A 26,025-nucleotide genomic window follows, 5' to 3' on the forward strand; every position below is an offset into this window, starting at 1 on the left:
TCCCCCCCTCAAGACAGCAAAGCCTGCACCACACCGCCTAGCGCTTGCTGCTTCCCTCAAGCTGCGACCTCGTCAGAGATCATCGTAAAAACAAGATTTCATACCAGGGCGCGGTCTTGCAGGACGATCAACCTTGCTGCCATCGGGCACTGGAAAATCCCTCCCCGCACGCCCCCCAACATCGCCTACGGCATTGCCGTATAATCGCGCATCTTCGGCTGCCGCCTCTGGCGCGGCGGCCCAGGCCGCGAGGGCATGCCCCTCGCCCGTGAACAGACCAAGTCATGAAAACAGCAGCCCTGCCGGCACGCCGGTGGCCGGCGTCGCGCATCAGTGAAGCCCGCAACCGCGTCGGCCTGCCTCAGGCAGAGTTCGCCGACTTGCTGGGCGTCAGTGTGCGCACCCTGCAAGACTGGGAGCAGGGCCGGCGCAACCCTTCGGGCGCGGCCCAGACCCTGCTTCGGGTGGCCATTCTCCACCCGGAGACCTTGCGTGACCTGCCGCCCATGGACGAACCGGCCTGAAACCACCCGCGACCCAACTACCACGACGTGCGCGCGAACTTACGGTGAATTAGATTGGAAATTCTCGAACACTCCCGGCCCGGCAAAGGCCCGGGCACGACCGCCAACGAGGGCGGCAGCTCGACGCTAGACGCCATTACGGCCGCCGTGTCCAAAACCGGCCGTGCGCCACGGGTGGGCTTTGTCTCACTCGGCTGCCCGAAGGCCCTGGTCGATTCGGAGCGCATCCTGACGCAGCTACGCACCGAGGGCTATGAAGTCACGCCCGAGTACAACGACGCCGATGTGGTGGTCGTAAACACCTGTGGCTTCATCGACAGCGCCAAGGCCGAATCGCTGGACGCCATCGGCGAAGCCCTGGCGGAAAACGGCAAGGTCATCGTAACGGGCTGCATGGGCGTCGAAGAGTCCGCCATCCGCTCGGTGCACCCGAGCGTGCTGGCCGTGACCGGCCCGCAGCAATATGAACAGGTCGTGCAGGCGGTCCACAGCGCCGCGCCGCCGCGCCAGGATCACAATCCCTATGTCGATCTGGTGCCGCCGCAAGGTGTCAAACTCACGCCGCGCCACTATGCCTATCTGAAAATTTCCGAGGGCTGTAATCACCGTTGCAGCTTCTGCATCATCCCGTCGATGCGCGGCAACTTGGTGAGCCGCCCGGTGGGCGATGTGCTCAACGAAGCCGAGCGCCTGGTCAAGGCCGGCGTGAAGGAACTGCTGGTGATCTCCCAAGACACCAGCGCCTATGGCGTCGATCTGAAGTACCGCAGCGGTTTCTGGAACGGCCGCCCGGTCAAGACCCGCATGACCGAGCTGTGCGATGCGCTCTCGGAGCTGGGCGTCTGGACGCGTTTGCATTACGTCTATCCTTATCCCAGCGTGGACGACATCATCCCCCTGATGGCCGAGGGCAAGGTGCTGCCCTATCTGGACATTCCCTTCCAGCACGCCAGCCCGCGCATCCTGAAAGCGATGAAGCGTCCCGCCTTCGAAGACAAGACGCTGGCGCGCATCCACCAATGGCGGGCCGCCTGTCCGGACCTCACGATCCGCTCCACCTTCATCGTCGGATTCCCTGGCGAGACGGAAGAAGATTTCCAATATCTGCTGGACTGGATGAGCGAAGCCCAACTCGACCGCGTGGGTTGTTTCCAGTATTCGCCGGTGGAGGGCGCACCGGCCAATGCACTGGCCGGCATCGTGCCCGACGAGGTCAAGCAGGAGCGCTGGGAACGCTTCATGGAGCATCAGCAGGCCATTTCCGCTGCCCGCCTGCAAACCCGCATCGGCCGGGAAATCGATGTGCTGATCGACGAGGTCGATGAGGACGGCGCCGTCGGCCGCTCCAGCGCCGACGCACCCGAGATCGATGGTTGTGTCTATGTGTCGAGCGACACCCCGGTCAAGCCCGGCGACATGGTGCGCGTGCGCGTCACGGACGCCGATGAATACGATCTTTGGGCTGACCGCCTCTGATCACCGCATCCCCGTCTGCAAGCGTTGGCTGGCTGAGGCAAAGTCTCTATCGGCTCAACGACGGCAGGACCCAGGACAGAGACGGTGCTGGCGGGCAAACCCAAGCAATCGCGAGGCGAATAGCATGTCATCGAAAGCATTAAGCGGCATCCGTGTTCTCGAACTGGGTCAGCTCATCGCCGGCCCCTTTGCAGCCAAGATGCTGGGCGAATTCGGCGCCGAAATCATCAAGATCGAACCGCCAGGCAAAGGCGATCCGCTGCGCAACTGGCGCCTCCTCCACGAAGGCACCTCGGTGTGGTGGCAGGTGCAGTCGCGCAATAAGAAATCCGTCAGCCTGGACCTGCGCCAGCCGGAAGCCCAGGACCTGATCCGCAAGCTGGTGGCCGAGGTCGATGTCGTCATCGAGAACTTCAAGCCCGGCACGATGGAAGGCTGGGGTCTGGGCTGGGAAGACCTGCGCGCCATCAATCCGCGTCTGGTCATGCTGCGGGTGTCGGGCTACGGCCAGACCGGCCCCTACCGCGATCTGCCCGGTTTCGGCGCAATCGGCGAGGCCATGGGAGGCCTGCGCCACCTGAGCGGCGAACCGGGTCGCACGCCGGTGCGGGTCGGCATCTCCATCGGTGATTCACTGTCGGCCCTGCATGGCGTGATCGGCATTCTGATGGCGCTGCGCTCGCGCGACGCCACCGGCCAAGGCCAGATGATCGACGTGGCCCTGTACGAATCCGTTTTCAATATGATGGAAAGCCTGCTGCCCGAGTACGCCGTATTTCAGGAAGTGCGAGAACCCGCCGGCAGCAGCCTGCCCGGCATCGCGCCCAGCAATGCCTATCGTTGTGCAGACAACAAATATGTGCTGATCGCGGGCAACGGCGACAGCATCTTCAAGCGCCTGATGGCCGTCATTGGCCGCCCCGATCTGGCCGAACTGCCCGAACTGGCCAGCAATAGCGGCCGGGTCAAACATGTTGACATGCTGGATGCCGCGATTTCCGACTGGGCCGGCCGTCACAGCCAAGAGGCGGTGCTCGCCGCGCTCAACCAGGGCCAGATCCCGGCCGGCAAAATCTACGATGTGGCCGACATCGCCGCCGATCCGCACTATCGCGCGCGCGGCATGATCGTCGACACCACCCTGCCGGATGGCACGGCCATCCAGGTTCCCGGCATCGTGCCCAAGCTGTCGGGCACCCCGGGCGAAATCGCCAGCCCGGCGCCCGCGCTCGGGCAGCACACCGACGAGGTGCTGGAAAGCCTGGGTGTGAACGCCGAACAGCGCGCGCAATGGCGCGCGCGCGGCCTCATCTGAACAGACATCGTGGCGCCCGGGAGCACAACTGCCTCCCAGGCCACGCGCAGGAATAAATAGCCGCTTATCGAGGACAGCATCGTCCATCGACAAGCCCTCACCACGCAGTTTCGCCAAGACAGCCGCCCTCTTCTGCACCTGGCCCAAGGCGATTCCTACCCTGCACGCAAGCGGCATTGCCCGGACAGGCGGCCGCCATTGGCGCAGCCCGAAGCACCCTCCCCACCTTAGCCGCCGTTTCCTGCGCCACGGCGTATGCCGGTCCCCGTCCTGAGCGGGCCGCAAGCAATTGCGTACACTATTGCGGTTATCGATCCGGCCCGCTCAGGCCATGCGACACCATCATGTCTTTGAATCAAATCTGTGTGTATTGCGGCTCCAACAATGGCCGCCAACCCGAATACATCGAACAGGCCCGCGCCTTTGGCCGCGAACTGGTCAAACGTGATATCGGCCTGGTCTACGGCGGCGCCGCCGTCGGCCTGATGGGCGCCGTGGCCGATGCCGTCATCGAGGCGGGCGGCCGCGCCATCGGGATCATTCCCGAGCGGCTAATGCAAAAAGAACTGGCCCATCGCGGCCTGACCGAACTGCACGTCGTGCAAACCATGCATGAGCGCAAATCCATGATGGCCGAAAAGGCCGACGGCTTTGTCGCGCTGCCCGGTGGCGCCGGCACACTGGAAGAACTCTTCGAGGCCTGGACCTGGGCGCAACTGGGCATGCACCAAAAACCCTGCGGCCTGCTGAACATCGCCGGCTATTACGACGCTCTGGCGACTTTTCTGGACCATGTCGCCGACGAGGCTTTCATGCAGCCGCAGCACCGCGCCATGCTCTCCATTGAGGCAGATCCTGCCCTGCTACTGGACCGCTTCGCCAACTACGTCGCGCCCACCGTTCCCAAGTGGATCAAATAAGGGCGCACTGCGTTTCTGCAGCGCCCCCATAAAAAAAATGAATGCCGGCACGGCTCATCCCGCATGAAATACGCCCTCATCGCTTTCGATTTCGACGGCACACTCGCCGACACGCTGCCCTGGATGGAATCCATTCTTCACGATGTGGCGGAGAAGTTCGGATTTCGCAAACCGGATGCCCAAGAACGGGCGCAACTGCGCCAGCACAACGCTTTCGACATCATGAAGCAATTGGGTATCCCCATCTGGAAGGCGCCCGCCATTCTGGGCTTTGTGCGCCAGTCCATGGAAGAGGCGGTACCCAAGGTGGCGCTGTTTCCCGGCATCGACGCCATGCTGCGCGCCCTGCACGCCAGCGGCGCCCGTCTGGCCGTGGTCAGCTCCAATTCGACAGCCAATGTGCAGCGGGTGCTCGGGCCGGAGCTATCCGCCCTGATCCACGACTTTGCCTGCGGCAGCGATTTGTTCGGCAAGCCCGCCAAGCTGGAGCATTTGCTGCGCGCCACCCAGACCGAGGCGGCCCAGGCTATCCTGATTGGCGACGAAATCCGCGATATTGAAGCGGCGCGCAAAGTCGGCGTGGCCAGCGGAATCGTGGCCTGGGGCTATAACCGCGAACAGGTGCTGCGCGAACAAGCGCCCGACTTTGTCTTTACCGATGTGCAAGACCTCGCCCGGACTCTGCTCCCCTCTGCCTGACGACTTCGCCCATGACTCCCGATCCCCGCTATCTCATCACTGACACGCAAGCCCTGGCCGAGCTCTATGGCGAACCGGGCCAGGCTTCGCTGGCCAAAGAGCTGGATTATGTGCATCCCCACTACCGCGCCTTCATCGAAGCGTCGCCCTTCGCCACGCTGGCCACCAGCGGCGCGCAGGGCCTGGACGCTTCGCCGCGTGGCGACCCGGCCGGCTTCGTCGTGGTGGAAAACGACCGCACCCTGCTGCTGCCCGACCGGCGCGGCAACAACCGTATCGACAGCCTGCGCAATGTGCTGGAAGACCCGCGCGTGGCGCTGCTGTTCCTGATTCCAGGCGTGGGCGAAACGCTGCGCGTGAACGGCCGCGCCGAAATCAGCGTGGACCCGGCGCTGCTGGCGCGTTTCGCCATGGACGGCAAACCGGCGCGCTCGGTGCTGATTCTGCATGTCGAAAAAGTGTATTTTCAGTGCGCCCGCGCCATCGTGCGCTCCGGCCTGTGGGACCCGGCCAAACAGGTCGCCCGCGACAGCCTGCCCAGCACGGGCCGCATGCTGGCCGATGTCAGCGCAGGCGAAATCGACGGCGCGGCCTACGACCGCGATCTGCCTGAACGCATGAAGAAAACGCTGTATTAGGCCGGCTGCCAGCCGCGCACGAATACCTCGGCGGACTGGCGCTTGCCTCCAGCTTTTTGCAGTTCCAGCAAACGCAGCACGCCTTGGCCGGTGGCGATGTCCACACCTTGCGCGCTGGCGCGCAACACCGTGCCAGGCGCCGCAGGGCTGGATTCTGGCAAGGCCTCGGCCTGCCATACCTTGACCGGTTCATTCAGGCCCGGCAGGCGCAGGTTCGCGCCCGGCACGGGATTGAAGGCGCGGATGCGCCGCGCCAGCAACTCGGCGCTTTCGTCAAGCTTGAGGGCGGCTTCGGCCTTGTCGAGCTTGGCGGCATAGGTCACCCCTTGCTCGGGTTGTTTGCGCGGCGCGAGCGCCGGCAGGTCGGCCAATGCCGCCACGATGGCCTCGGCGCCCACGCGGGCGAGATCATCATGCAAGACGGCCGCCGTCGTCTCCGCGCCGATGGGCACCGTGCGCTCGAGTAGCATATCGCCGGTATCCAGGCCGTCGTCCATTTGCATAATGGTCACGCCGGTGCGCGCATCGCCCGCCTCGATAGCGCGCTGAATGGGTGCCGCGCCGCGCCAGCGTGGCAAAAGGCTGGCGTGGATATTCAGGCAACCGCGCGCGGGCAGCGCCAGCGTCCAGCGCGGCAGGATCAGGCCATAGGCCGCCACCACCATGACCTCGGGCGCGACAGCGACCAATCGAGCCTGAGCGGCCAGGGCCTCATCGGGATAGCGGCCGTCCAGACGCAGGCTGCGCGGCTGCGCCACTTCGATGCCGGCGGCCAGCGCCGCCTCCTTGACCGGGCTGGGCGTGAGTTTCAGGCCCCGGCCAGCAGGCCTGTCGGGCTGCGTCAAAACCAAAGGAATCTCATGCCCCGCGGCCAGCAATGCCTCCAGGGCCAGACGGGCGAATTCAGGGGTGCCGGCGAAAACTAAGCGCATCGGGAGCTATCCATTACGGGCCCGCAAACAGCGGGCGGGGGTTGTGCAAAGCCGTATTGTGACTACCGCCGCGACAAAAGCCCGCCAAAGCGGCGGGCCCTTCAGACGACGCTGCGCTCAGGCGCGCTGAGCTTCGCGCTCGGCTTTCTTCAGGCGGGTCTTGATACGGTTTTGCTTCAGGACAGACAGGTATTCGACAAACACCTTGCCGTCCAGATGGTCGATTTCGTGCTGCACGCACACGGCCAGCAGACCCTCGGCCTCGAACTCGAAAACCTTGCCATCGGTATCCAGCGCTTTGCAGCGGATACGAGCGGCGCGTTTGACTTCGTCGTAGATGCCCGGCACCGACAGACAGCCTTCTTCATAGACCTGGAGCTCTTCGCTCATCCAGGTGATCTCGGGATTGATCAGGGCGCGCAATTCATTACCGTCTTCGGAGACATCGATAACGATGACGCGCTCATGCACATCCACCTGGGTGGCGGCCAGACCAACGCCCGGCGCGTCGTACATGGTCTCGGCCATGTCTTTCACGAGTTGCCGGATGCGGTCGTCCACGACCGCGACCGGCTTGGCCACCTTGTGCAGGCGAGGATCGGGATAGCGCAGGATGGGAAGCAGGGCCATGAAAAGTCGGTAAAACAGAACGGCTTAAGGCTATATGATAGTTCATTAGAAACATGATTTCTAATAGTTTTCTACTAACTCCCCCATACCCTGCGCCCCGGGTTCAGGTCACGGCGGAGCGGGTCTGAAATTCGGGACGGCTCCAGGCGCGCGTGTCCAGCACGTCGCGCAGAATTTCCACCGCATCCCAGACATCCGCATAGCCCAGATAAAGCGGCGTGAGCCCGAAGCGCAGCACCTCGGGCTCGCGGTAATCGCCGATAACGCCGCGCGCGATCAAGGCCTGCATGACCGCATAGCCTTCGGGATGGCGAAAGCTGATATGGCTGCCGCGCCGCGCATGCGCCTCGGGCGTGATGAGCGTGAGCGGATGCGAGGCGCAACGGTCGCGCACCAGCGCGATGAACAGATCGCCGAGCGCCAGGGATTTGCGCCGCACCTCCGACATATCGGCCTGCGCAGCGATATCCAGCCCGCATTCGACCAAGGCCAGCGAGGTCACCGGCTGCGTGCCGCAAAGATAGCGCCGTATGCCCGCCGCCGGCGCATAGCGGTCCGACATGGCGAAAGGCTGGCTGTGGCTCCACCAGCCCGAAAGGGGTTGCCAGAAGGCATCCTGATGACGCGGCGCCACCCAGATAAAGGCCGGCGATCCCGGACCGCCGTTGAGATATTTATAGGTGCAGCCCACGGCGAAGTCCGCGCCATCGGCCGACAGCGACAGGGGCACGGCGCCCGCAGCGTGAGCGAGGTCCCAGATGACCAGCGCGCCATGCTCGTGGGCCAACGCGGAAACCGCCGCCATGTCATACATGGCCCCGCTGCGGTAATTCACGTGCGACAAGGCCAGGACAGCCACGTTGTCATCCAGCGCGGCCTCCAGCGGCAGATGCTCGTCGATCAGGCGCAGCTCATAGCCCTTGTCGAGAAAGTCCATCATGCCTTCGATCATGTAGAGATCGGTAGGAAAGTTATCCCGCTCGGAGACGATGACACGCCGAGCGGGCGCGTCGCGGCCCTGTATACGCAAGGCGGCGGCCAGCGCCTTGAAAAGATTAAGCGAGGTGCTGTCGGTCACGACGACCTCTTCACCCGCCACGCCCAACAAGGGGGCAAGCTTGGCGCCCAGGCGCGCAGGCAGGTCAAACCAGCCGGCCGTATTCCAGCTGCGGATCAAGCCCTGCCCCCATTCCTCCTGCACCACGGCCTGCGCCCGCGCGGCGGCGGCGCGGGGCTTGGCCCCTAGGGAGTTGCCATCGAGATACAGCACGCCGGCGGGGAGGTCGAACTCGGCTTTGATTGAAGCGAGCGGGTCGGCCCGATCGGCGGCCAGACAGTCTTCACGGGTTTGCATAGGTCAGGGCAGGAGAGACAAGATGGCTTCATACTAGCAGCGGCAGGCCCACGCCGTATTGCAAAGACAGGATGACAAACCTCCTGATTTGCAGGATTATGCGAAGAAAATCTATCAAAAAAGCAGAATCTGCGAAAAATGACCCTGGATACGATTGACTGCCGGATACTGGCCCTGCTGCAAAAGGAAGGACGCATCAGCAACCAGCTGCTGGCCGAGCGCGTGGCGCTCTCGCCTTCGGCCTGCCTGCGGCGTCTGCGTGCGCTGGAAGACGGCGGCGTGATTCTGGGTTATCAGGCCGTCATCGACCCGGCCCGGCTCGGGCTGGGCTTTGAAGCCTTGGTGCATGTATCGCTGGATCAGTCGCAACCCGGCTGGCATGAAGCCTTTGTGGCCTGCTTGGCGCAATGGCCCGAAGTGCATGAAGCCAGCATCGTCACCGGCGCCAGCAATTATGTGCTGCAAGTCCGCACCAGCGATCTGGCTGCGTTTTCAAACTTTGTGGTGGATAAACTCAACCGGGTGCATGGCGTACGCGAAATCTGCTCGCACATCGTCATGCGCAAAGTCAAAGCGCCGGGGATCGCCCCAGCCGCAGATCCGATAAACCAAGCCGGATCAAATCGCTGACCGCCTCAGGGTTTTGATCCGAATGGCCGCACGTCAGGCCACTCGCCAGGCTATCGCTCTGCACAATATGAGGCATCACTTCCTGACTTGGCGCTCGATATCCAAAGCGGATGCACGATGCGGCACCTGCGCCGCGCCAACTTTCCCCTGCCCGCCGAGGATATCTGTGCATGAGATTGACCCGCCTGCTCTTGATCGATGACCACGCCCTGGTGCGCGATGGCCTGAAACTCCATCTGCAATCCATCCCGTCCCTTACCGTCATGGGCGAAACCGAAAGCGCCCGCGCCACGCTGGATCTACTGGCCCGCGGTCAACCGGAAGAATGGCCCGATCTGGTGCTGCTGGACCTGTCCCTGCAAGACGCAGACGGCCTGGAACTGGCGAAAATACTGCATGAACGCTACCCCCGGATTGCAGTGCTGATTCTATCCATGCACGACAACGTCGAGTCCATGCGGCAAGCCATAGCGGCCGGCGTGCGCGGTTATGTGCTCAAAACTGAGGCGACCGCAGACCTCCTGACCGCCATCAAAAGGGTTGCTGCCGGAAAGACCGGCTTCAGCCCGCAGGTGTCGCTCAAGCTGACCCAGAACCACGCCCCCCTGCTCACGCAACGCGAGCGCGATATCCTGCAAGGCATCGGCATGGGGATGACCAACCGGCAAATCGCCCAGACGCTGGATCTATCGGTACGCACCGTGGAAACCTACCGCCACACCCTCAAACGCAAACTGAACATCGGCGGCCGGGCAGACCTCATCAAATACGCGATTGAACACCGCCGGCCCTGAGCGCGGCCCGCCTGTCTCACCGCCCCCCTCCAGCGCCTGCTACGCTTGGGCCTGCGCTCTATCTTGCCCTGAACCATGCCCTTGCAACACGACCCCGAAGAACTCGCTGCCTGGCTGCGCCTGTCCCTGGAACCTGGCGTCGGCCCTGTGACGGCCTGCGGGCTGCTGCGCGCATTCGGCCTGCCCCAGGCACTATACGCCCAACGTGCCAGCGCCCTGATGCGGCAAGTCCCGCAGGCGCTCGCCAGCCAGCTCGCCGCCCCGCCCCCACCAGACATGGCGGACCGCATCGCGCGCGCGCTCGAATGGGCCGAGGCCGCAGACCACCACCTGCTGACCCTGGCAGATCCAGGCTATCCCCAGGCCTTGCTCAGCATCAATGATCCGCCCGTGCTGCTCTACCTCAAGGGCAGGCCAGACCTTCTCAACCGCCCCGCGCTAGCCGTAGTCGGCGCACGCAATGCCACCCCGATGGGCGCGCAGAACGCACGGGCTTTCGCCCGCCATCTGGCCGCGCACGGCTGGTGTGTGGTGAGCGGGCTGGCGCAGGGCATCGACGCGGCGGCCCACGAAGGCGCACTCGCTGCCGGATCGTCCGGCGGCGGCACGATTGCGGTGCTGGGCACAGGCCTTGACCGCGTCTATCCCGCCAGCAACCGGCAACTTGCCCATGCCATTGCCGCCAACGGCGCCCTCTTGTCAGAGTTCCCGCTAGGCACCGGCGCTCAAGCGCATCACTTCCCACAGCGCAACCGCCTGGTGGCAGGCCTGGCGCGCGGCGTGCTGGTCGTCGAGGCCGCCCGGCAAAGCGGCTCGCTCATTACCGCAAGGCTGGCCAGCGAAAGCGGCCGCGAAGTCTTCGCCATCCCCGGCTCCATCCATTCGCCCCTGTCGCGCGGCTGCCATGCGCTGATACGCCAGGGCGCCAAACTGGTCGAAACCGCCCAGGACATCACGGACGAACTCAGCTCACCGCGACAGCCGGCCCCCAGTCCGCCGGCCCAACCTCGCGCCGAGCCACCGCCAGGCACCCAAGCCTTGTTGACCGCCCTGGGCCATGATCCGCAGCACGCCGACAGCCTGGCGGCCGCAAGCGGGCTGGATGCCGCCACCCTGGGCGCCCAGCTCACCGAACTGGAAGTGGCCGGCTGGATCGCACGGCTGGACGACGGGCGCTACCAGCTGATCTACACTTAAGCGCACAGGCTAGGCCGCGCCGTCCAAACAGGAAGAGACATGTCTTTGCCCTCCCGCGTCAAAATCGTCGAAGTCTCCCCCCGAGATGGCTTGCAGAACGAAAAAGACTTCGTTCCGACAGACATCAAAGTCGAACTCATCAACCGCTTGAGCGCGGCCGGTTTTCCCAATATCGAGGCCGCCTCCTTCGTGTCGCCCAAATGGGTGCCTCAGATGGCCGATGGCGCTGAGGTCATGGCGCGTATCCAAAGGCGGCCGCAAACCCTCTACTCGGTGCTCACGCCCAACCTGAAAGGGCTGGAAGGCGCCCTCGCCGCCCACGCCGACGAAATTGTCATCTTCGGCGCGGCGAGCGAGGCGTTTTCGCAAAAAAACATCAACTGCTCGATTGCCGAATCCATCGCCCGTTTCGAACCCGTGGCCGAGGCCGCCCGCGCGGCCGGCCTGCGCCTGCGCGGCAGCATCAGTTGCTCCCTGGGCTGCCCCTATCAGGGCGACGTGCCGGTCGCAAGCGTGGTGGATGTGGCCCGCCGCTTCCAGGCGCTGGGTTGCGATGAAATCGATATTGCCGACACCATCGGCGTCGGCACTCCGCGCCAGGTGCGAGACGTCATGGCCGCCGTCAGCGCGCTTATCGATCCGGCGCGGCTGTCGGGTCACTTCCATGACACCTATGGGCAGGCGCTGGCCAATATTCTGGCCGCCATGGAAGCCGGCATCGCTATTTTCCATAGCTCGGTCGCGGGCCTGGGCGGCTGCCCCTACGCCAAGGGCGCCACCGGCAATGTGGCGACCGAAGATGTGCTGTATATGTTGCGCGGGCTCGATATCGACACAGGCATCGATTTCGACGCCGTGGTGGACATCGGCCAATGGATGGCCGCCCAACTCCAGCGCAAGGGCTCAAGCCGCGCGGGCAATGCCATTGCCGCCAAACGTGACGCCTGAGAGGCCTGACATGATGGCGCCCGAAAACCAAGCCGCGCTGTTACGGGAAATCGGACCACTCCCACTCTCAGCCCAGGCCTGGACCGATGGTGTGCGCATCCTGACCTGGATCATTCTTGCCATCGCTGGCGCGCAACTCGCCTTCGAAGCCATCCAGGCCGATCCCCTGAGCCCGGTGTTGGTGGTGGGTATTGTGCTGTGTTTCCTGGTGCTGATCACGCTGGCCTGGCATATGCAGGTGTCTATCACCACGATTGATGAACAGGGTTTGCGTCAGAGCTGGATCAAGCGCCGCGAAGTCGCCTGGCAGGACATCCGATGTGCGCGCTATCTGTCTCTGCCCCTGTCCAAGCGTCTGCTCATCATCACGCGCCAGGGGCGGGCCCTGGTGTTTCAAGGGGGCACGCGAGAGCTGCGCCACGCCTTCGAAAAAATCGCCCAGTTGTACCGGGACCGTGCCGAATAACAATCAAAACAGCCGCCGACCACGAAAAAACACCCTGGTGACGGAATCCGTCACCAGGGTGCAAGGCGGCAAAAAAATTAGCGGATCGGCAAGGCGTACATCAGGCCGCCCTTGGTCCATTGCGCGTTCAAGCCGCGATCGATCTTCAAAGGGCTGCCCTTACCCACGTTACGGTCGAAACTCTCGCCGTAGTTGCCCACCTGCTTGACGATGTTATAGGCCCATTTGTCGTTCAACCCCATATTCGGACCTGCGCCCGGCACCACGCCCAGAATGCGGCAAACGTTAGGATTTTCACTTTTAAGCTGCTCGTCGACATTGGCCGAGGTCAGGCCATACTCTTCAGCCTCGATCATGGCCGTCAGCGTCCAATACACGATATTGAGCCAGTTATCGTCGCCCTGGCGCACAAAGGGGCCCAAGGGCTCTTTCGAGATCACTTCGGGCAACACGATATAGTCATCGGGCTTTTCCAGCTTGGAAATACGGATGGAAGCCAAACCCGAGGCATCGGTGCTGAACACATCGCAACGACCCGCAGCAAAGGCATTGACGACCTCGTTAAAGGTCTCGATCACGACAGGCGTGTACTGGACATTATTGGCGCGCGCCCAGTCAGCCAGCGTGTTTTCGTTCGAGGTGCCTTGCTGCAAACAGATGGTGGCGCCGTTCAGTTCTTTGGCGCTCTTGACGCCCAGCTTCTTGGGCACCAGAAATCCCTGGCCATCATAGAAGTTGATGCCGGCATGAATGATGCCAAGCGCCGTGTCGCGCTGCTGCGTAACCGAGGTATTGCGCGTAAGCACGTCAACCTCACCCGATTGCAATGCGGTGAAACGCTGCTGCGAATTCAGGGGCACGATTTTGATCTTGTTGGCGTCGCCCAGCACCGCCGCAGCCACGGCGCGGCAAAGGTCCACGTCCAGGCCGCGCCATACGCCCTGTGCATCGGGCGCCGAGAAGCCGGCAAAACCGGTCGTGGTGCCGCACACCACGGCATCACGATTCTTGACCACATCCAGGGTGCCAGCTTGCGCGCTTTGCAGGCCCGTCAACGAAAGGGCGGCCAACGCCACCAGACTCGCGATCTTCATTCCGAACTCCTCTCTTTACCCAGCATGGCGCCCGCGGCACCAGAAAGTCCGCAAGCGTAACGACAACCGAAGCACCGGCAAAATAAGCTGCGCGCACATCGATATAAGCGACAGGTCTAAACCCCTGTATCAGCGCCTAGCCCTCCAGCGACACCGATACCGGCGCGTTGGCCTGACAAGCATCCAGAGCCAGCGCCAAGCGCTTCACGCCCAAAGCAATCTTTTCTTCATTCATGGTTGCGAAGGACATGCGCATGGCATGCAGATCGGCCTGAGATTCATCCGCATAGAAGGCCTTGCCCGGCACATAGACGACTTCTTTTTCGATGGCGTAGGGCAAAAGGCGAGTGGCATCGATATCGCCACTCAGGCGCGCCCAGAAAAACATGCCGCCTTCCGGTTTGGCGAAAGTGACCCGGCCCGGCAATTCCCGCGTCAGGGCTGCGGCCAAGGCATCGCAACGCAGACCGTAGGCGGCGCGGATACGCGGCACATGCTCGGCATAATGCCCATCGGCCAGATACTGCGCCACGATTTCCTGAATCCAGGCCGAGCAGGCCATGTCGTCGGCGGCCTTGGCGCTCACGCAACGGCGGCGCACCTCGGCCGGCGCCACCAACCAGCCGATGCGCAGCCCAGGCGCCATGGTCTTGGACATGCTGGAGATATACACAGCCCACTGCCGCTGCTCGCCCTCGGCCAGCGCGGCAATGGGCGGCACCGTATCGCCGGAGAAACGCAGCTCGCCGTAAGGATCATCTTCGACGATCAAGAAGCGGTGTTTGACCGCCAGCTCCAGCAGCCGGACACGGCGCTCACGGGTGAGCGTGGCGCCGCAAGGGTTGGAAAACGAGGCCACGACACAGACCATCTTGGGTTTAACCTGCGCGGCCAGCGCGTCGAGCGCGTCGAGATCGATGCCTTGCGGGCCCGAGGCTACCGTATGCACCGTTGCGCCGGTGTAGCGCATGGCCTGCACCGAATTCGGAAAGGAAGGGCTTTCGATGATGGCGCTATCGCCCTTTTGCAACATGACGCGCGTCAAGAGCGCCAGGGCTTGCTGCGAACCGCCCGTGACCGCCAGCTCGGTGTCCGGGTTGCATTGCACCCCGCGCTCGGCGCTCAAGCGGGCAAGCTGCTGGCGCAGACTGGCCTGGCCGTCGATATTCGAATATTGCAGACAGCTGCCCAGACGACCCAAGACCTGGGTGGAGGCCGCAGACAAGCCATCAACGTCAAACAGCTCCTGGGCCGGATAGCCGCCCGCCATTGAAATCGTGCCTGGCCGCAGGGCATAGGGCATCAGCGAACGGATAGGCGGAATGTATGGCGTCTGAAAAGGCGGGGCGAACAAGTACTCAGTGGACATGAGGGCGAGGGTTCCGCGTCGCATCGCGTAGCGGCACGGCCACCCCTGGCCGCGCTTTCGAGGCGCCAAGCAACGATGCTTTATTCTTCAAGCAGGATATTTTCGTCGATTCTATGCCCGGGCGCGATACCCGGCAACGAGCAGGCAGCGACGCTGCGCCCGGCCCAGCCTAAACTATGAGAGGCCGCAAGACGGCCCGCCAACCAAGAGAAGCCCCTCATGACTGACTCCATGTCCGCGCGCCTGGCCGCGATCGAACACCGCATTGCGCAGGCCTGCGAACGCGCCGCGCGTCCGGCCGGCAGCGTCACGCTGCTGCCCGTCAGCAAAACCTTCAGCGCCGAAGCCGTGCGCGAGGCAGCCGCTCTGGGTTTACGGCGTTTCGGCGAAAACAAAACTCAGGAAATTCGTCAAAAGGCCGACCCGCTCGCGGACCTCGGACTGTCCTGGGTCATGATCGGCCACCTCCAGACCAACAAGGTCAAGGATGTGGCGCGCGACGTGGCTGAAGTGCAGTCCCTGGACCGCCTGGAGCTGGCCGATGCGCTGCAACGCCGCCTGGAAACCGCCGGGCGCGAGCTGGACGTCCTGATTCAGGTCAAGACATCGCCGGAACCCAGCAAGTTTGGCCTGCCCCCGGAAACACTGCCCGCCATGCTGACCCATCTGCGGCAGGCCTGTCCGGCGCTGCGCGTCCAAGGCCTGATGACCATGGCGATCAACTCGGAAGACCATGCGGCCGTGCGCGCCTGCTTTCGCCGCCTGCGCGAGTTGCGCGATCAGCACGCCAGTTCGGCCGTGCCGCTCGCACGCCTGTCGATGGGCATGAGCGGGGATTTCGAAATCGCCATCGAAGAGGGTTCAACCGAGGTCCGCATCGGCAGCGCCCTCTTCGGCGCGCGCAACTATCCGGTTTGACGCGGTGCAAGACAGCCCTGCGGGGCGGGGGCATAATACGCCCCGTAAAAGGCGCACACTAGCGCCTGATAACGACAAATTCCCTGCAGAGGAGATAACCATGCACAAGCATGCGAAGCGCCTATTGGCCTTTGCCGCCCTGAGCTTTGCCGCGACGGCCGCGGCCCAAACCTGGCCGACCCAGCCCCTGCGCTGGATCGTGCCCTATCCGGCAGGCGGCGGCGCCGATGTCGTCGCCCGCACCGTGGCCAACGGCCTCGAAAAACCGCTGGGTCAGACCATCATCGTCGAGAACCGCCCTGGCGCAGCAACCATCATCGGCGCGACTGCGATTGCCCAGTCCGAGCCCAACGGCTACACGATAGGCACCGCCGACTCCGGCACGCTGGCCTTCAACCCCTCGTTGTACGCCAAACTGGCGTATGACCCGTCCAAGTTCACCTATATCGGCGGCATCGCGCGCTTTCCGCTCTTGCTGGCCGTGAATGCCAACTCGCCGTTCAAAACAGTGGACGACGTGGTGCAGGCCGCCCGCAAAGAACCAGGCAAGCTCAGCGCCGCCTCGGCGGGTGCCGGTTCGCCCCACCATTTGGCGCTGGAACTTTTCAAACAACGCGCCAACGTCAATATCCTGCATGTGCCTTACAAGGGCGCTGCGCCGGCCATCCAGGACCTGCTGGGCGGCCAGGTGGACGTGATGTTCATCGACCTCGCCGCCGGCCTGCCCAATGTGAAGGCGGGCAAGCTGCGCGTGCTGGCCTCGGCCACCCCGGCGCGGCTGACCGCGCTGCCGGACGCGCCCACGATGGCCGAACAGGGCGTGGCGGACTTCACCGCCTATGCCTGGCAAGGGCTGGTCGGACCCGGCGGCATCCCCAAGCCCATCGTGGACAAGCTGTCCGCCGACCTGGAACAAACCATCAAATCGGCGGCCGTGACGCAAAAGCTGGCGGACATGGGCGTCGAGCCCATGCCCATGAGCCCGGCGGACTTCAAGGCTTTCGCCGAACGCGAACGCGCCACCTGGGCGGAAGTCATCAAAAAGGCCGACATCCGTCTCGAATGAGGCCTCAGTAACGGAGCGCGAGGCTGAGCGACACATTGCGCCCCGGCGCAGTGTATCGGTTCAGCCCGTCTCCGCGAACCCGTCCGGTTGTGCCGAACTCAGCCAGAGACCGCAAGGTATCCCAGCTGTGATAACGGCGATCGAACAGGTTATAGACCCCGCCGCTCAGGGTGATGTGCTTTCCCATACGCACATAGGCGCTCAAGTCCACCAGATAGACCGCCGGGCTGAGATACCGCGCTGGCCGCCGGACAGCGCCACGATGGCTATAGGTGGTTTGCAGGGTATCGCGCGCACGCTTGGCGCCGTGATAGACCAGATCCGCGCGCGCCCCCCAGCGCGGCGAATCAAAAAACACGCCGGTCACGAGTTGCGCCGGTTGCAAGGCGCGCATGCCGTCGCCCTGTCCGGTGCGCCCGCGCATAAAGCTGGCGCGCACATCTGCCCCCAGACCTCGCGGCGCGCCAAATGCGCCATGTGCGTCGAGCTCGCCCTTGAGTTCGATACCCCATACCTTGGCGCGATCAATGTTCTCAGAACGGAATACATCCTCGATCAAGGTGGGTTTACCGCTGCCAGGCCTGTCGGGGTCGTAATACACATTGGGCACTTCGCGCTGCGAATGGCGCTCTGCAATGAAATCCCGGTACTGGGTCTGGAACACGGACAAGGCCCAGGCTCCGGCCCTCCCGCCGCTCGCGAGCGTGATCTGCTGATTCAGGGCGCGCTCGGCCTTCAGATCGGGATTGGCCACGAAGGCGCTGAGACCGCGTCGAAATTGAAAATACAGTTCCTGGGCGGAAGGCGCGCGAAAACCCTGCGCCACGGCATAGCTCAGACGCATGTCGCCCGTCAGGCGGTAGCTGAGCTGGCCCGATAGCGTGCTGGCCGAAAAGCTACGGGAAGCCGAGGCCGCGGCGCCCGGTTTGGGCCGATGGCCATAGTGGTCGAAGCGCCAGCCCGCCTCGCCGCTCCAGTCTGGCCCCAGTTGAAAAGCGTCCATCAGCTTGAAGGAAAGACTGCGTGTGCGTACAGGGTCGATAATGCCGTATGAGCGCTCGCCGCCCGGGCCTCGTTTGAAGAAAAGACGATCGATGTTGTCGTTGACCAATTGGCGCTGCGCCCAGGCCAGTTCGCCCGAAAACTGGTGGCTTCCCCAAGCGGACAACCAGGGCCGGGCTACCGTTTCCAATCGCCAGCGGCGATCGCGCTGCCGGGTGCGGCGGTCATAGCGCTGCTCAAGAAAGCCATCATCGCGATCACGGTTCTCCGTGAGCGCGCGCTGGGTGACCTGCTGTCGATGCAGACCGGCGCTCAGAAACTCGATCGGCCCATCTGCGGGCGTCCAGCGGTAAATCACCGCCTGCCGCTTGTAAGGGGAATGATCCCAAGCCACCCGCGTCTGGCCGAATATCGCGGAATAGCTGCGCTCATCGGTCATGCGCCGCTCGGCCCGCTCATCGTGCGACAGTTGCAGGCAATGCCCGCGCACCACGCAGAGATCCAGCTTGCTCAACCAGGCCTGGGTGCTCGCATCCACGGGATCAGGCCGGCCGCGCTCGCCCCCCCTGATATCGGCGCCGCCGCCGTAATGCTTGATTTCATGCCCCGAGCGGCGCGTGTATTGCAGGAAAAAATGCTGCCCAAAGTGCCTAGCCGCACGCCGGTTCCCGCCATCCCCAACCACTCCCGGCTGCGCGAAGCATAGGCCAGCTTGCCGACCGCGCCGGCAACCCTGCCGGGCGCCACATAGTCGTCAATATCCTTGGTGACAAACTGCACCGAGCCGCCGATGCCGCCGCTGCCCGAACTGTAAGAGTCGGCGCCTTTGTGCAACGTGACACGCTTCATATGCTCCAGCTCGACACTGTTGCGATTGCCATTGAGGTAGCCATAGCCCAGATACACTTCCGGCAAAAAATACTCGGCCTGTGGCATGCCATCCACCGTAACGGCAATCCGATCGCGGTCGACTCCACGCATGGCATAACCATTGCTGCCGGCCCGGCCGCCCTCGGACACGGATATGCCGGGCATATGGCGCACCAGATCGCGGGCGTCAAAGACGTTGTCACGGCTCATCTGGGCCGCATCACGCACATTGGTGGAGGGGTCTTCGGCCTGGCCTTCGACCTGAATGGTTTCAAGCTCCCAGGCCTGAGGGGAGGGTTCGTCAGCCAGAGCCGGCGTGGCGAGCAAGAGGGTGGAAAATGCAAACCGTGCTGACATGATGTCCTGTGCTCCAGAAAAAGCGACAGGACATGCCAGAGGGATGAGGGAAGATTGCCATGCGCCTATTGCGGTTGACCGAGTGCCGATGCAGACAGCGGCAGGAAACTGCCACGCACAATGCGGGAAAACAGAAAAAGGCGGCGCAAGACCACCTTGAATCAGACCATTTCAGGGAACCTTGCTCAGCCTTCGTTTCATTATGGACCCTGCGCGTCAGCACGCGGGGCAAGCCTCAACGGACACGGTGACGGCGCCTTCCCGCCTCGACAACAGCGATAGGCCAGCTAGGCCTGCGCCCCCTGCCGTTTGCGCACCAGAGTCCGGGCCGCGGCAAGAACAGAGTCGGTCAGGATCAACATGGCTTGCGAGTTGACTCGCCAGTGCTGCCAGAACAGCGGCACGTCTTCCCAGGCCCTGGCGCGCAATGGCACCAGACGGCCGCTGTCCAGTTCCTCCTTGATCAGGGGCAAGGGATTCATGGCCCAGCCCAGGCCATTCAGCGTCGCCTGCACGAAGGCACGGCTGGACGGCACCCACCAGACTGGCGGCTGCCAGGGCTCCCGCCCCATGATGCGGCGCGCAAACCGGCCCTGCAAATCGTCCTTGCGGTTGAAAGCCAGCACAGGCGCTTGGGCCAGACTGCGGGCGTTCACCCCTTGAGAAAAATAACGCGCCTGAAAAGCCGGCGAACAGGTCGCCACGTAGCGCATGCCGCCCAGGGGATGGATACGGCAACCCTGCACTGGCTCGGCCAGCGCGGTCACTGCCCCCAGCACCGCGCCATTGCGCAGCAGCGCCGCCGTGTGATCCTGGTCTTCCGATTGCATGTCCAGCGTCGCCCGCGAACGGGCGGCGAAACGCACGGCCGCGTCGACAAACCAGGTTTCCAGGCTGTCATGGTTGACGGCCACCGCGATGCTGGCCTGCGTAAGCTCATCTTCAGCCACACCCAGACGCAACAAGGCGTCGTGCTCCATCAGGGCGGTTTGCTCGGCCAGTTGCACCAGGACTTGCCCATCGGGCGTGGCGCGCGCCGGCATGGTGCGCATCACCAGCAGACGGCCGCTGCGGTCCTCCAGCGCCTTGATGCGCTGCGAGACCGCCGAGGGCGTGACATGCAGCGCCGCCGCCGCCCGCTCGAAGCTCCCCTCGCGCACGACCGCGGCCAGTGCACGCAAATGATCATGATCCAGCTTCAAGATTAAGTTTTCCTAATTATGGTTTATTAAAATTAGCTGTATTTCATAATGATGGCAAGACAGAATGTGCGGGTACTGGCCTGGGCACCTGTCCGGCCAGTTTCTATTCCAGGCTGCACCTATGTTCACTCTCACCTCTCCCGCCTTCTTTACTGCCTGGGTCAGCGGCACCGCCACTGGCATGGGTTTGTTCGCCGTGGTCGGCGCGCAAAGCGCCTTCATTCTGCGCCAGGGCTTGATGCGAGCGCATTTGCTGACTGTGCTGGCAACCTGCGCCCTGATCGACGCCGTCTTCATCTTCGGCAGCGTCTTGGGCCTGCAAACGCTGCTCACCTGGCTGCCCGGCCTGACAACAGCCATCCTGTGGTTCGGTGTGACCTTTCTGGTCTGGTATGGCCTGCAATCTGCGCGCCGCGCCTGGCGTGGCGGCTCGCTGGCGCATTGCCGTGAAGCCGCGCCTTCGCGCCGCGCCGCCTTGCTCGGTGCGCTAGGCTTTTCCCTGCTCAACCCGCATTTCTGGCTCGACATGGTCGTCGTGGGTTCGCTCGCCAATGGTTTCTCCGATGCCCGCCTGGCTTTCGCCGCCGGCGCCCTGACCGCCTCCCTGATCTGGCTGGCGGTGCTTGGCCTGGGCTCGCGCCTGTTCGCCCCCCTGTTCAGCGATGCCCGCGCCTGGCGCGTGCTCGACGGCCTGATCGCCCTGGTCATGCTGGGTCTGGCCTGGTCGCTGGCGGCTGGCAGCATGGGCAGCGGCGCCTGAGCCCCCTCCTCTCCATCATGGGGAGGGTGACCACTTAGCGCCCCCCCTGCCAGGCTCGGCAACCGAGAACAAGGCCTGCCCTCCCTGGCCGCCATTCAAACCTTCGAAGCAGCGGCGCGCGGTGGCCAGTGAGGTTTGGCGCGCTGCACCACCTCAAGCTTTACCGCTGCAACTAAGCCTGTCGCGCAGAGCGCCGATCTTGCGCCGGCCTGGGCGCGGGCGGGCTATGGATTGCAGGGGCAGGCCCACGGCCGGAATGGCTAAAGCAAGAGGCCTGTCAGTCTTCGTCCGCGCAAACCGCATCGGCGCCATAAGATTTCAGGCCATCCAGGTCCATGACGCGCACGGCGCCGTACTCAACCTTGAGCAAACCCGCCTCCTCCAGTTTGCGCAAGGCCTGATTGGCACGCTGACGCGACACGCGCGCGAGATAGCCAACCTCTTCCTGAGTGATGGCAAGCCGCATGCCCATGCCCGGATAGAGCAAGGGATTGAACAGCTCGGCCAGGCAGCGCGCGACACGCGCATCGGGGTCCAGCAGACGATCGTGCTCGGCCTTGCCGATAAACTGCGCGACCCGCTCGTTGAGTTGATGCAGCAGATAGCGGTTAAACGGAATACTGGAATCGAGCAGCCATTCAAAGGTGGGCGCAGGCAGGCGCGCCACGACCGAATCTCGCAAAGCCACCACATCGTATTTACGGATCTCACGCTTGAGCAGCGAGCCCTCGCCGATCCAGCCGCCCGCCGGCACGCCGGTCAGCGAGGCCAGCTTGCCATCCGCGTTGCCGACCGATACTTTCACCAAACCCGCCAGCACGCCTATCCAGGCCTGGGCCAATTCGCCCTTGCGTTCTATGATCGTTCCCGCCTGCGCATGCTGCACCGAGACATCGCGCTCCACGCGTTCGCGCTGCTCGGCATCGAGCACGCGAAACCATGCGGCGGCGAGATGTAGCGAATCGGCAAGCTGCATCGGGAATACCCTAGAAAACCTTTGAATGTCGTGATCGCGACAGTTGGTGGCGACCCAACCTTATACCTTAAGTTCTGCCGTAAATCTAAAACGAACTGGTCAAGCAAGCAGCAGGAAGCCTGGCTCGCCATGCGCCTTCCGCTGCAGCCCAAACCGGAGGAGACAACGTGGCGCATTCCCCGCCCTCGGCCAGACAGCCGCAGACCTTTCCTGCGCTCTTGCTTGACCACGCCCGCCTGCGTCCATCGCAAGCTGCGATACGCGAGAAAAACCTGGGCATCTGGCAAACCCTGAGTTGGTCAGAAGTGGCTGAACATGTGCGCCTCACGGCACATGGACTGACCGTGCTGGGCATCGGCCCCGGTGATCACATCGCGGTCATTGGCGAGAATCGGCCCAGGCTCTATATCGCCATGATGGCGGCGCAGGCGCTGGGCGCCATTCCCGTGCCGCTCTATCAGGACGCGGTCGCTCAAGAGATGGCCTATGTGCTCCAGGATGCGGCCATCCGTGTCGCAGTGGTCGAAGACCAGGAGCAGGTCGACAAGATGCTCGAGATCAGCGAGCAGTGCCCGGCGCTGCAACATGTGATCTACGATGATACGCGCGGCATGCGCAATTACCACGACGCCATGCTGCAATCCTTTGAAGCCCTGGAAGACGCCGGCCGCGAACATACCGGACAGCATCCCGATTTCTATCTGACCGCGGCCCAAGCCGTGCAGCCGCAAGACACGGCTGCGATGTTCTATACCTCGGGCACCACCGGCAAACCCAAGGGCGTCGTGTTGACGCACCATGCCTTGATCGACCGCGCCCGAGCCGTCGCCACGATGGAGGGTCTTACCGACAAGGAGGACGTGCTGGCCTATCTGCCGCCCGCCTGGATAGGCCAGAACATGTTCTCTTACACCCAACTGCTGGTGTCCGGCTTTACGGTCAACCACCCCGAGTCACCGGATACGGTGTCCATTGATATGCGCGATATCGGGCCGACCTATTACTTCGCCCCGCCCCGCGTGCTCGAGGGTCTACTGACCCACGTCATGATACGTATGGAAGATGCGGGCTACCTCAAGCGCAAATTGTTTCATGCCTGCATGAATCTGGCCCGGCGCGTCGGCACCCGTATCCTGGATGGCGCAGCCGTATCCGCCTGGGACCGGCTGCGCTACAAACTGGGCGACATCATGATTTACGGCCCGCTGCGCAACGCTCTGGGCATGAGCCGGGTCCGCGTGGCCTACACGGCAGGCGAAGCCATCGGGCCCGACCTCTTCGTGTTCTATCGCTCGATCGGCATCAACCTCAAGCAGCTCTACGGCTCCACCGAAACCTCGGTGTTCGTGTGCGTGCAAGCCGACGGCCAGGTGCGCGATGACACCGTCGGCCCGCCAGTGGACGGGGTGGAAATCCGCGTCGCCGACAACGGCGAGATTCTGGTCAAAAGCCCGGGCCTGTTCAAAGAGTATTACCGCAACCCCGCCGCCACGGCAGAAGCGCGCGATGCCGATGGCTGGTTCCGCACCGGCGATGCGGGCTATCTGGATAAGGACGGCCAATTGAAGATCATCGACCGCGCCAAAGATGTGGGCAAGCTGGCTGACGGCAGTCTGTTCGCCCCTAAGTACATCGAAAACAAACTCAAGTTTTTCCCCTATATCAAAGAAGCGGTCGCCTTCGGCGCAGACCAGGCCGAGGCCTGCGCCTTCATCAATATCGACTTGGAGGCCGTTGGCAATTGGGCCGAGCGCCGTGGCCTGCCCTATGCGGGCTACACCGATCTCGCCAGCAAGGACGAGGTTTATGCGCTGATCCGCGACTGCGTGCAGAAGATCAATGCCGATCTGGCGAGCGATCCGCGTTTGGCGGCCTCGCAGATTCACCGCTTTCTTATTCTGCACAAAGAGCTGGACCCGGATGATGATGAGCTGACCCGTACACGCAAGGTGCGGCGGGCTTTCATCGCCCAGAAATACGCCGTGCTGATCGACGCGCTTTATAGCGGCCGGGACAGCCAGTTCATTGAAACCGAGGTGAAGTTCGAGGACGGCCGCGTAGGGCGGATTTCCGCCGATCTGCGTATCAGCCCCGCCGATACCTATCCCGCCATCTCTGCACGGGCCGCCTAACCATGACGACAACTACCCGCGAGCAACAGATCGGCGAGGTCATGCTGGACATGCAAGATATCTCGCTGTCCTTTGGCGGCGTCAAGGCGCTGACCCGCATCTCTTTCAATGTGCGCGAACACGAAATCCGCGCCATCATCGGCCCCAACGGGGCCGGCAAGAGCTCCATGCTCAATGTGATCAATGGCGTCTACACGCCGCAGGAAGGCGCCATTCTGCTGCGCGGCGAACGATTCTCGCGCATGAATCCCAGGCGTGCCGCCGAAATGGGTATCGCGCGGACCTTCCAGAACCTCGCGCTTTTCAAGGGCATGAGCGTGCTGGACAACATCATGACCGGACGCAATCTGCGCATGAAAAGCGGCCTGCTGGCGCAGGCTTTCCGCCTGGGTGCGGCGGAGCGAGAGGAAATCGCCAACCGCGAGTTTGTCGAGAACATCATCGACTTCCTGGAAATACAGGCCTATCGAAAAGTCCCCGTGGGCCGCCTGCCCTACGGTCTGCAAAAACGTGTCGACCTCGGCCGCGCGCTCGCGATGGAGCCGCGCCTGCTGCTGCTGGATGAGCCAATGGCCGGCATGAACATCGAGGAAAAGCAGGATATGAGCCGCTTCATCCTCGATGTGAACGATGAGTTCGGCACCACCATCGTGCTCATCGAACACGACATGGGCGTAGTGATGGATATCTCCGACCGCGTCGTCGTGCTGGACTACGGCAAGAAGATTGGAGATGGCACGCCCAGCGAAGTGCGGAGCAATCCGGACGTGATCCGCGCCTATCTCGGCGTAACCAACGACTGAACGGACGGGATACGGAAATGGGATTTTTTCTGGAAACCTTTTTGGGCGGTCTGATGAGCGGGATGCTGTATTCGCTCATCGGCCTGGGCTTCGTGCTGATATTCAAGGCATCGGGCGTTTTCAACTTCGCGCAGGGCGCGATGGTGCTGGTAGCCGCCCTGTCTATGGCTCGCTTCTCAGAGTGGATTCCGCGCTGGCTGGGCTTTGAAAGCATGCTGCTGGCCAATGTGCTGGCCTTCATCGTGAGCGCGGCCCTCATGTTTTTGCTGGCCGTCTTGATCGAGAAGCTGGTGCTTCGCCATCTGGTCAACCAGGATCTCACCACCCTGCTCATGGCCACGCTAGGCATCAGCTATTTTCTCGATGGCCTGGGCCAGATCACCTTCGGCAGTTCGGTCTACTCCATCAATGTAGGCATGCCCAAGGAGCCCTGGCTGGTCCTGGACTCGGTCTTTGACGGCGGGGTGCTCATCAACCTCGAAGATCTCAGCGCCGCGCTGATCGCCGCCCTGCTGGTCGCCGCGCTGGCCCTGTTCTTTCAATTCACCTCGACCGGCCGCGCACTGCGCGCCGTGGCCGATGACCATCAGGCCGCGCAATCCATCGGCATCCCGCTCAATCGCATCTGGGTCATTGTCTGGAGCGTGGCTGGCCTGGTGGCCCTGGTCGCCGGCATCATCTGGGGCTCGAAGTTCGGCGTGCAGTTCACGCTCTCGACCGCCGCCCTGCGCGCCTTGCCAGTGGTGATCCTGGGCGGGCTGACCTCGGTGCCGGGCGCCATCATCGGCGGCCTCATCATTGGTGTGGGCGAAAAACTGTCGGAAGTCTACCTGGGCTCGCTGGTCGGTGGCGGCATCGAAATCTGGTTCGCCTACGTACTGGCGCTGGTGTTCCTGCTGTTCCGTCCGCAAGGGCTGTTCGGCGAAAAAATCATAGACCGGGTCTGAGGGGAT

Annotated in this window: 26 protein-coding genes; 17 read left to right on the plus strand and 9 right to left on the minus strand. The window is 63.3% G+C overall.

The features are described 5' to 3' along the window. Positions 1–284: 284 nt before the first annotated feature. From U0029_RS16085 to U0029_RS16110, 6 genes are all read left to right on the plus strand, one after another. Positions 285–524, plus strand: a complete 240-nt coding sequence (locus tag U0029_RS16085; RefSeq protein WP_012415912.1) for a helix-turn-helix domain-containing protein — start codon at positions 285–287, stop codon at positions 522–524. Between the two features lie 147 nt (positions 525–671). Continuing rightward, positions 672–2,000 carry a 30S ribosomal protein S12 methylthiotransferase RimO gene (rimO, locus tag U0029_RS16090; protein ID WP_114851753.1) on the plus strand — a complete coding sequence of 443 codons (1,329 nt, stop codon included), beginning with the start codon at positions 672–674 and terminating at the stop codon, positions 1,998–2,000. Positions 2,001–2,124: 124 nt separating this feature from the next. Beyond that, the gene (locus U0029_RS16095) at positions 2,125–3,315 is read left to right on the plus strand and encodes a CaiB/BaiF CoA transferase family protein (protein WP_012415910.1); all 1,191 of its coding nucleotides are present in this window, start codon (positions 2,125–2,127) and stop codon (positions 3,313–3,315) included. Between the two features lie 344 nt (positions 3,316–3,659). Further along, entirely contained in the window at positions 3,660–4,235 is a 576-nt protein-coding gene (locus U0029_RS16100) for an LOG family protein (protein WP_012415909.1), read from the plus strand. Between the two features lie 63 nt (positions 4,236–4,298). Next, positions 4,299–4,934: an HAD family hydrolase gene (locus U0029_RS16105; protein ID WP_012415908.1), complete on the plus strand. Its 636-nt coding sequence runs from the start codon at positions 4,299–4,301 to the stop codon at positions 4,932–4,934. Between the two features lie 11 nt (positions 4,935–4,945). After that, a complete protein-coding gene (locus tag U0029_RS16110; protein ID WP_012415907.1) occupies positions 4,946–5,572 on the plus strand; it encodes a pyridoxamine 5'-phosphate oxidase family protein in 627 nt (208 codons plus the stop codon). Here the strand turns inward: U0029_RS16110 and fmt are convergent. The 3 genes from fmt to kynU all read right to left on the minus strand — a co-directional run bounded on the left by fmt (position 5,569) and on the right by kynU (position 8,488). Continuing rightward, complete coding sequence (fmt, locus tag U0029_RS16115) at positions 5,569–6,504, minus strand: methionyl-tRNA formyltransferase (RefSeq protein WP_114851604.1); 936 nt, start codon at positions 6,502–6,504, stop codon at positions 5,569–5,571. The two genes, U0029_RS16110 and fmt, sit on opposite strands and share 4 nt — an antisense overlap. A gap of 117 nt (positions 6,505–6,621) precedes the next feature. Continuing rightward, the gene (def, locus tag U0029_RS16120; RefSeq protein WP_012415905.1) at positions 6,622–7,134 is read right to left on the minus strand and encodes a peptide deformylase; all 513 of its coding nucleotides are present in this window, start codon (positions 7,132–7,134) and stop codon (positions 6,622–6,624) included. A 103-nt stretch (positions 7,135–7,237) separates the two neighbouring features. Further along, on the minus strand, positions 7,238–8,488 hold the full coding sequence (gene kynU / locus U0029_RS16125; RefSeq protein ID WP_012415788.1) for a kynureninase: 1,251 nt from the start codon (positions 8,486–8,488) through the stop codon (positions 7,238–7,240). 138 nt (positions 8,489–8,626) lie between these two features. On the opposite strand from kynU, the gene U0029_RS16130 reads away from it, so the two are divergent. The 5 genes from U0029_RS16130 to U0029_RS16150 all read left to right on the plus strand — a co-directional run bounded on the left by U0029_RS16130 (position 8,627) and on the right by U0029_RS16150 (position 12,523). Further along, positions 8,627–9,118, plus strand: a complete 492-nt coding sequence (locus tag U0029_RS16130) for an Lrp/AsnC family transcriptional regulator (protein ID WP_012415904.1) — start codon at positions 8,627–8,629, stop codon at positions 9,116–9,118. 170 nt (positions 9,119–9,288) lie between these two features. Then, entirely contained in the window at positions 9,289–9,912 is a 624-nt protein-coding gene (locus U0029_RS16135; RefSeq protein WP_012415903.1) for a response regulator, read from the plus strand. 75 nt (positions 9,913–9,987) lie between these two features. Next, positions 9,988–11,109: a DNA-processing protein DprA gene (gene dprA, locus U0029_RS16140; protein ID WP_114851603.1), complete on the plus strand. Its 1,122-nt coding sequence runs from the start codon at positions 9,988–9,990 to the stop codon at positions 11,107–11,109. A 39-nt stretch (positions 11,110–11,148) separates the two neighbouring features. Further along, positions 11,149–12,057: a hydroxymethylglutaryl-CoA lyase gene (locus tag U0029_RS16145; RefSeq protein ID WP_012415901.1), complete on the plus strand. Its 909-nt coding sequence runs from the start codon at positions 11,149–11,151 to the stop codon at positions 12,055–12,057. A 10-nt stretch (positions 12,058–12,067) separates the two neighbouring features. Continuing rightward, positions 12,068–12,523: a hypothetical protein gene (locus U0029_RS16150; RefSeq protein ID WP_114851602.1), complete on the plus strand. Its 456-nt coding sequence runs from the start codon at positions 12,068–12,070 to the stop codon at positions 12,521–12,523. Positions 12,524–12,600: 77 nt separating this feature from the next. On the opposite strand, the gene U0029_RS16155 is transcribed toward U0029_RS16150, so the two are convergent. Both U0029_RS16155 and U0029_RS16160 read right to left on the minus strand, forming a co-directional pair. Beyond that, positions 12,601–13,617 (minus strand): amino acid ABC transporter substrate-binding protein, encoded by a 1,017-nt coding sequence (locus tag U0029_RS16155; RefSeq protein ID WP_114851601.1) that lies wholly within the window; start codon positions 13,615–13,617, stop codon positions 12,601–12,603. A 136-nt stretch (positions 13,618–13,753) separates the two neighbouring features. After that, positions 13,754–14,986, minus strand: a complete 1,233-nt coding sequence (locus U0029_RS16160) for an aminotransferase-like domain-containing protein (RefSeq protein ID WP_012415898.1) — start codon at positions 14,984–14,986, stop codon at positions 13,754–13,756. Positions 14,987–15,205: 219 nt separating this feature from the next. Between U0029_RS16160 and U0029_RS16165 the strand changes: the two genes are divergently transcribed. Together U0029_RS16165 and U0029_RS16170 are read left to right on the plus strand one after the other, a co-directional pair. Continuing rightward, positions 15,206–15,904: a YggS family pyridoxal phosphate-dependent enzyme gene (locus U0029_RS16165; protein ID WP_012415897.1), complete on the plus strand. Its 699-nt coding sequence runs from the start codon at positions 15,206–15,208 to the stop codon at positions 15,902–15,904. Between the two features lie 100 nt (positions 15,905–16,004). Further along, positions 16,005–16,970, plus strand: a complete 966-nt coding sequence (locus U0029_RS16170; protein ID WP_012415896.1) for a Bug family tripartite tricarboxylate transporter substrate binding protein — start codon at positions 16,005–16,007, stop codon at positions 16,968–16,970. A 4-nt stretch (positions 16,971–16,974) separates the two neighbouring features. Here the strand turns inward: U0029_RS16170 and U0029_RS16175 are convergent, their stop codons facing one another. From U0029_RS16175 to U0029_RS16185, 3 genes are all read right to left on the minus strand, one after another. Continuing rightward, positions 16,975–18,510: a TonB-dependent receptor domain-containing protein gene (locus U0029_RS16175; protein ID WP_236824189.1), complete on the minus strand. Its 1,536-nt coding sequence runs from the start codon at positions 18,508–18,510 to the stop codon at positions 16,975–16,977. Further along, complete coding sequence (locus U0029_RS16180) at positions 18,483–19,199, minus strand: TonB-dependent receptor plug domain-containing protein (protein ID WP_236824188.1); 717 nt, start codon at positions 19,197–19,199, stop codon at positions 18,483–18,485. Before U0029_RS16180 ends, U0029_RS16175 begins: the two co-directional genes overlap by 28 nt. 287 nt (positions 19,200–19,486) lie before the next feature. Then, a complete protein-coding gene (locus U0029_RS16185) occupies positions 19,487–20,401 on the minus strand; it encodes a LysR family transcriptional regulator ArgP (RefSeq protein WP_012415894.1) in 915 nt (304 codons plus the stop codon). Positions 20,402–20,522: 121 nt separating this feature from the next. On the opposite strand from U0029_RS16185, the gene U0029_RS16190 reads away from it, so the two are divergent. Then, positions 20,523–21,161 carry a LysE/ArgO family amino acid transporter gene (locus tag U0029_RS16190; RefSeq protein WP_012415893.1) on the plus strand — a complete coding sequence of 213 codons (639 nt, stop codon included), beginning with the start codon at positions 20,523–20,525 and terminating at the stop codon, positions 21,159–21,161. 277 nt (positions 21,162–21,438) lie between these two features. On the opposite strand, the gene U0029_RS16195 is transcribed toward U0029_RS16190, so the two are convergent. Next, positions 21,439–22,137, minus strand: coding sequence for a Crp/Fnr family transcriptional regulator (locus tag U0029_RS16195; protein WP_012415892.1), 699 nt, complete (start codon positions 22,135–22,137; stop codon positions 21,439–21,441). A 167-nt stretch (positions 22,138–22,304) separates the two neighbouring features. On the opposite strand from U0029_RS16195, the gene U0029_RS16200 reads away from it, so the two are divergent. The 3 genes from U0029_RS16200 to U0029_RS16210 are packed head-to-tail and all read left to right on the plus strand — an operon-like array spanning position 22,305 to position 26,019. Beyond that, on the plus strand, positions 22,305–24,269 hold the full coding sequence (locus U0029_RS16200) for an AMP-dependent synthetase/ligase (RefSeq protein ID WP_039051937.1): 1,965 nt from the start codon (positions 22,305–22,307) through the stop codon (positions 24,267–24,269). Positions 24,270–24,271: 2 nt separating this feature from the next. Beyond that, positions 24,272–25,072: an ABC transporter ATP-binding protein gene (locus U0029_RS16205; RefSeq protein ID WP_012415890.1), complete on the plus strand. Its 801-nt coding sequence runs from the start codon at positions 24,272–24,274 to the stop codon at positions 25,070–25,072. 17 nt (positions 25,073–25,089) lie between these two features. Next, on the plus strand, positions 25,090–26,019 hold the full coding sequence (locus U0029_RS16210; protein ID WP_114851599.1) for a branched-chain amino acid ABC transporter permease: 930 nt from the start codon (positions 25,090–25,092) through the stop codon (positions 26,017–26,019). The last annotated feature ends 6 nt before the right edge of the window (positions 26,020–26,025 follow it).

The sequence above is a fragment of the Bordetella avium genome (assembly GCF_034424645.1).
Classification (GTDB): domain Bacteria; phylum Pseudomonadota; class Gammaproteobacteria; order Burkholderiales; family Burkholderiaceae_B; genus Bordetella; species Bordetella avium.

Excerpts from the sequence above, each read along its gene's own strand:
- U0029_RS16205 (WP_012415890.1), top strand. The coding sequence starts at position 24,272 with ATGACGACAACTACCCGCGAGCAACAGATCGGCGAGGTCATGCTGGAC.
- U0029_RS16210 (WP_114851599.1), top strand. The coding sequence starts at position 25,090 with ATGGGATTTTTTCTGGAAACCTTTTTGGGCGGTCTGATGAGCGGGATG.
- U0029_RS16180 (WP_236824188.1), bottom strand. The coding sequence starts at position 19,199 with ATGTCAGCACGGTTTGCATTTTCCACCCTCTTGCTCGCCACGCCGGCT.
- U0029_RS16105 (WP_012415908.1), top strand. The coding sequence starts at position 4,299 with ATGAAATACGCCCTCATCGCTTTCGATTTCGACGGCACACTCGCCGAC.
- U0029_RS16085 (WP_012415912.1), top strand. The coding sequence starts at position 285 with ATGAAAACAGCAGCCCTGCCGGCACGCCGGTGGCCGGCGTCGCGCATC.
- U0029_RS16150 (WP_114851602.1), top strand. The coding sequence starts at position 12,068 with ATGATGGCGCCCGAAAACCAAGCCGCGCTGTTACGGGAAATCGGACCA.
- U0029_RS16165 (WP_012415897.1), top strand. The coding sequence starts at position 15,206 with ATGACTGACTCCATGTCCGCGCGCCTGGCCGCGATCGAACACCGCATT.
- dprA (WP_114851603.1), top strand. The coding sequence starts at position 9,988 with ATGCCCTTGCAACACGACCCCGAAGAACTCGCTGCCTGGCTGCGCCTG.
- fmt (WP_114851604.1), bottom strand. The coding sequence starts at position 6,504 with ATGCGCTTAGTTTTCGCCGGCACCCCTGAATTCGCCCGTCTGGCCCTG.
- kynU (WP_012415788.1), bottom strand. The coding sequence starts at position 8,488 with ATGCAAACCCGTGAAGACTGTCTGGCCGCCGATCGGGCCGACCCGCTC.
- U0029_RS16135 (WP_012415903.1), top strand. The coding sequence starts at position 9,289 with ATGAGATTGACCCGCCTGCTCTTGATCGATGACCACGCCCTGGTGCGC.
- U0029_RS16130 (WP_012415904.1), top strand. The coding sequence starts at position 8,627 with ATGACCCTGGATACGATTGACTGCCGGATACTGGCCCTGCTGCAAAAG.
- U0029_RS16160 (WP_012415898.1), bottom strand. The coding sequence starts at position 14,986 with ATGTCCACTGAGTACTTGTTCGCCCCGCCTTTTCAGACGCCATACATT.
- U0029_RS16145 (WP_012415901.1), top strand. The coding sequence starts at position 11,149 with ATGTCTTTGCCCTCCCGCGTCAAAATCGTCGAAGTCTCCCCCCGAGAT.
- U0029_RS16100 (WP_012415909.1), top strand. The coding sequence starts at position 3,660 with ATGTCTTTGAATCAAATCTGTGTGTATTGCGGCTCCAACAATGGCCGC.
- U0029_RS16195 (WP_012415892.1), bottom strand. The coding sequence starts at position 22,137 with ATGCAGCTTGCCGATTCGCTACATCTCGCCGCCGCATGGTTTCGCGTG.
- U0029_RS16110 (WP_012415907.1), top strand. The coding sequence starts at position 4,946 with ATGACTCCCGATCCCCGCTATCTCATCACTGACACGCAAGCCCTGGCC.
- U0029_RS16170 (WP_012415896.1), top strand. The coding sequence starts at position 16,005 with ATGCACAAGCATGCGAAGCGCCTATTGGCCTTTGCCGCCCTGAGCTTT.
- U0029_RS16095 (WP_012415910.1), top strand. The coding sequence starts at position 2,125 with ATGTCATCGAAAGCATTAAGCGGCATCCGTGTTCTCGAACTGGGTCAG.
- U0029_RS16155 (WP_114851601.1), bottom strand. The coding sequence starts at position 13,617 with ATGAAGATCGCGAGTCTGGTGGCGTTGGCCGCCCTTTCGTTGACGGGC.
- def (WP_012415905.1), bottom strand. The coding sequence starts at position 7,134 with ATGGCCCTGCTTCCCATCCTGCGCTATCCCGATCCTCGCCTGCACAAG.
- U0029_RS16190 (WP_012415893.1), top strand. The coding sequence starts at position 20,523 with ATGTTCACTCTCACCTCTCCCGCCTTCTTTACTGCCTGGGTCAGCGGC.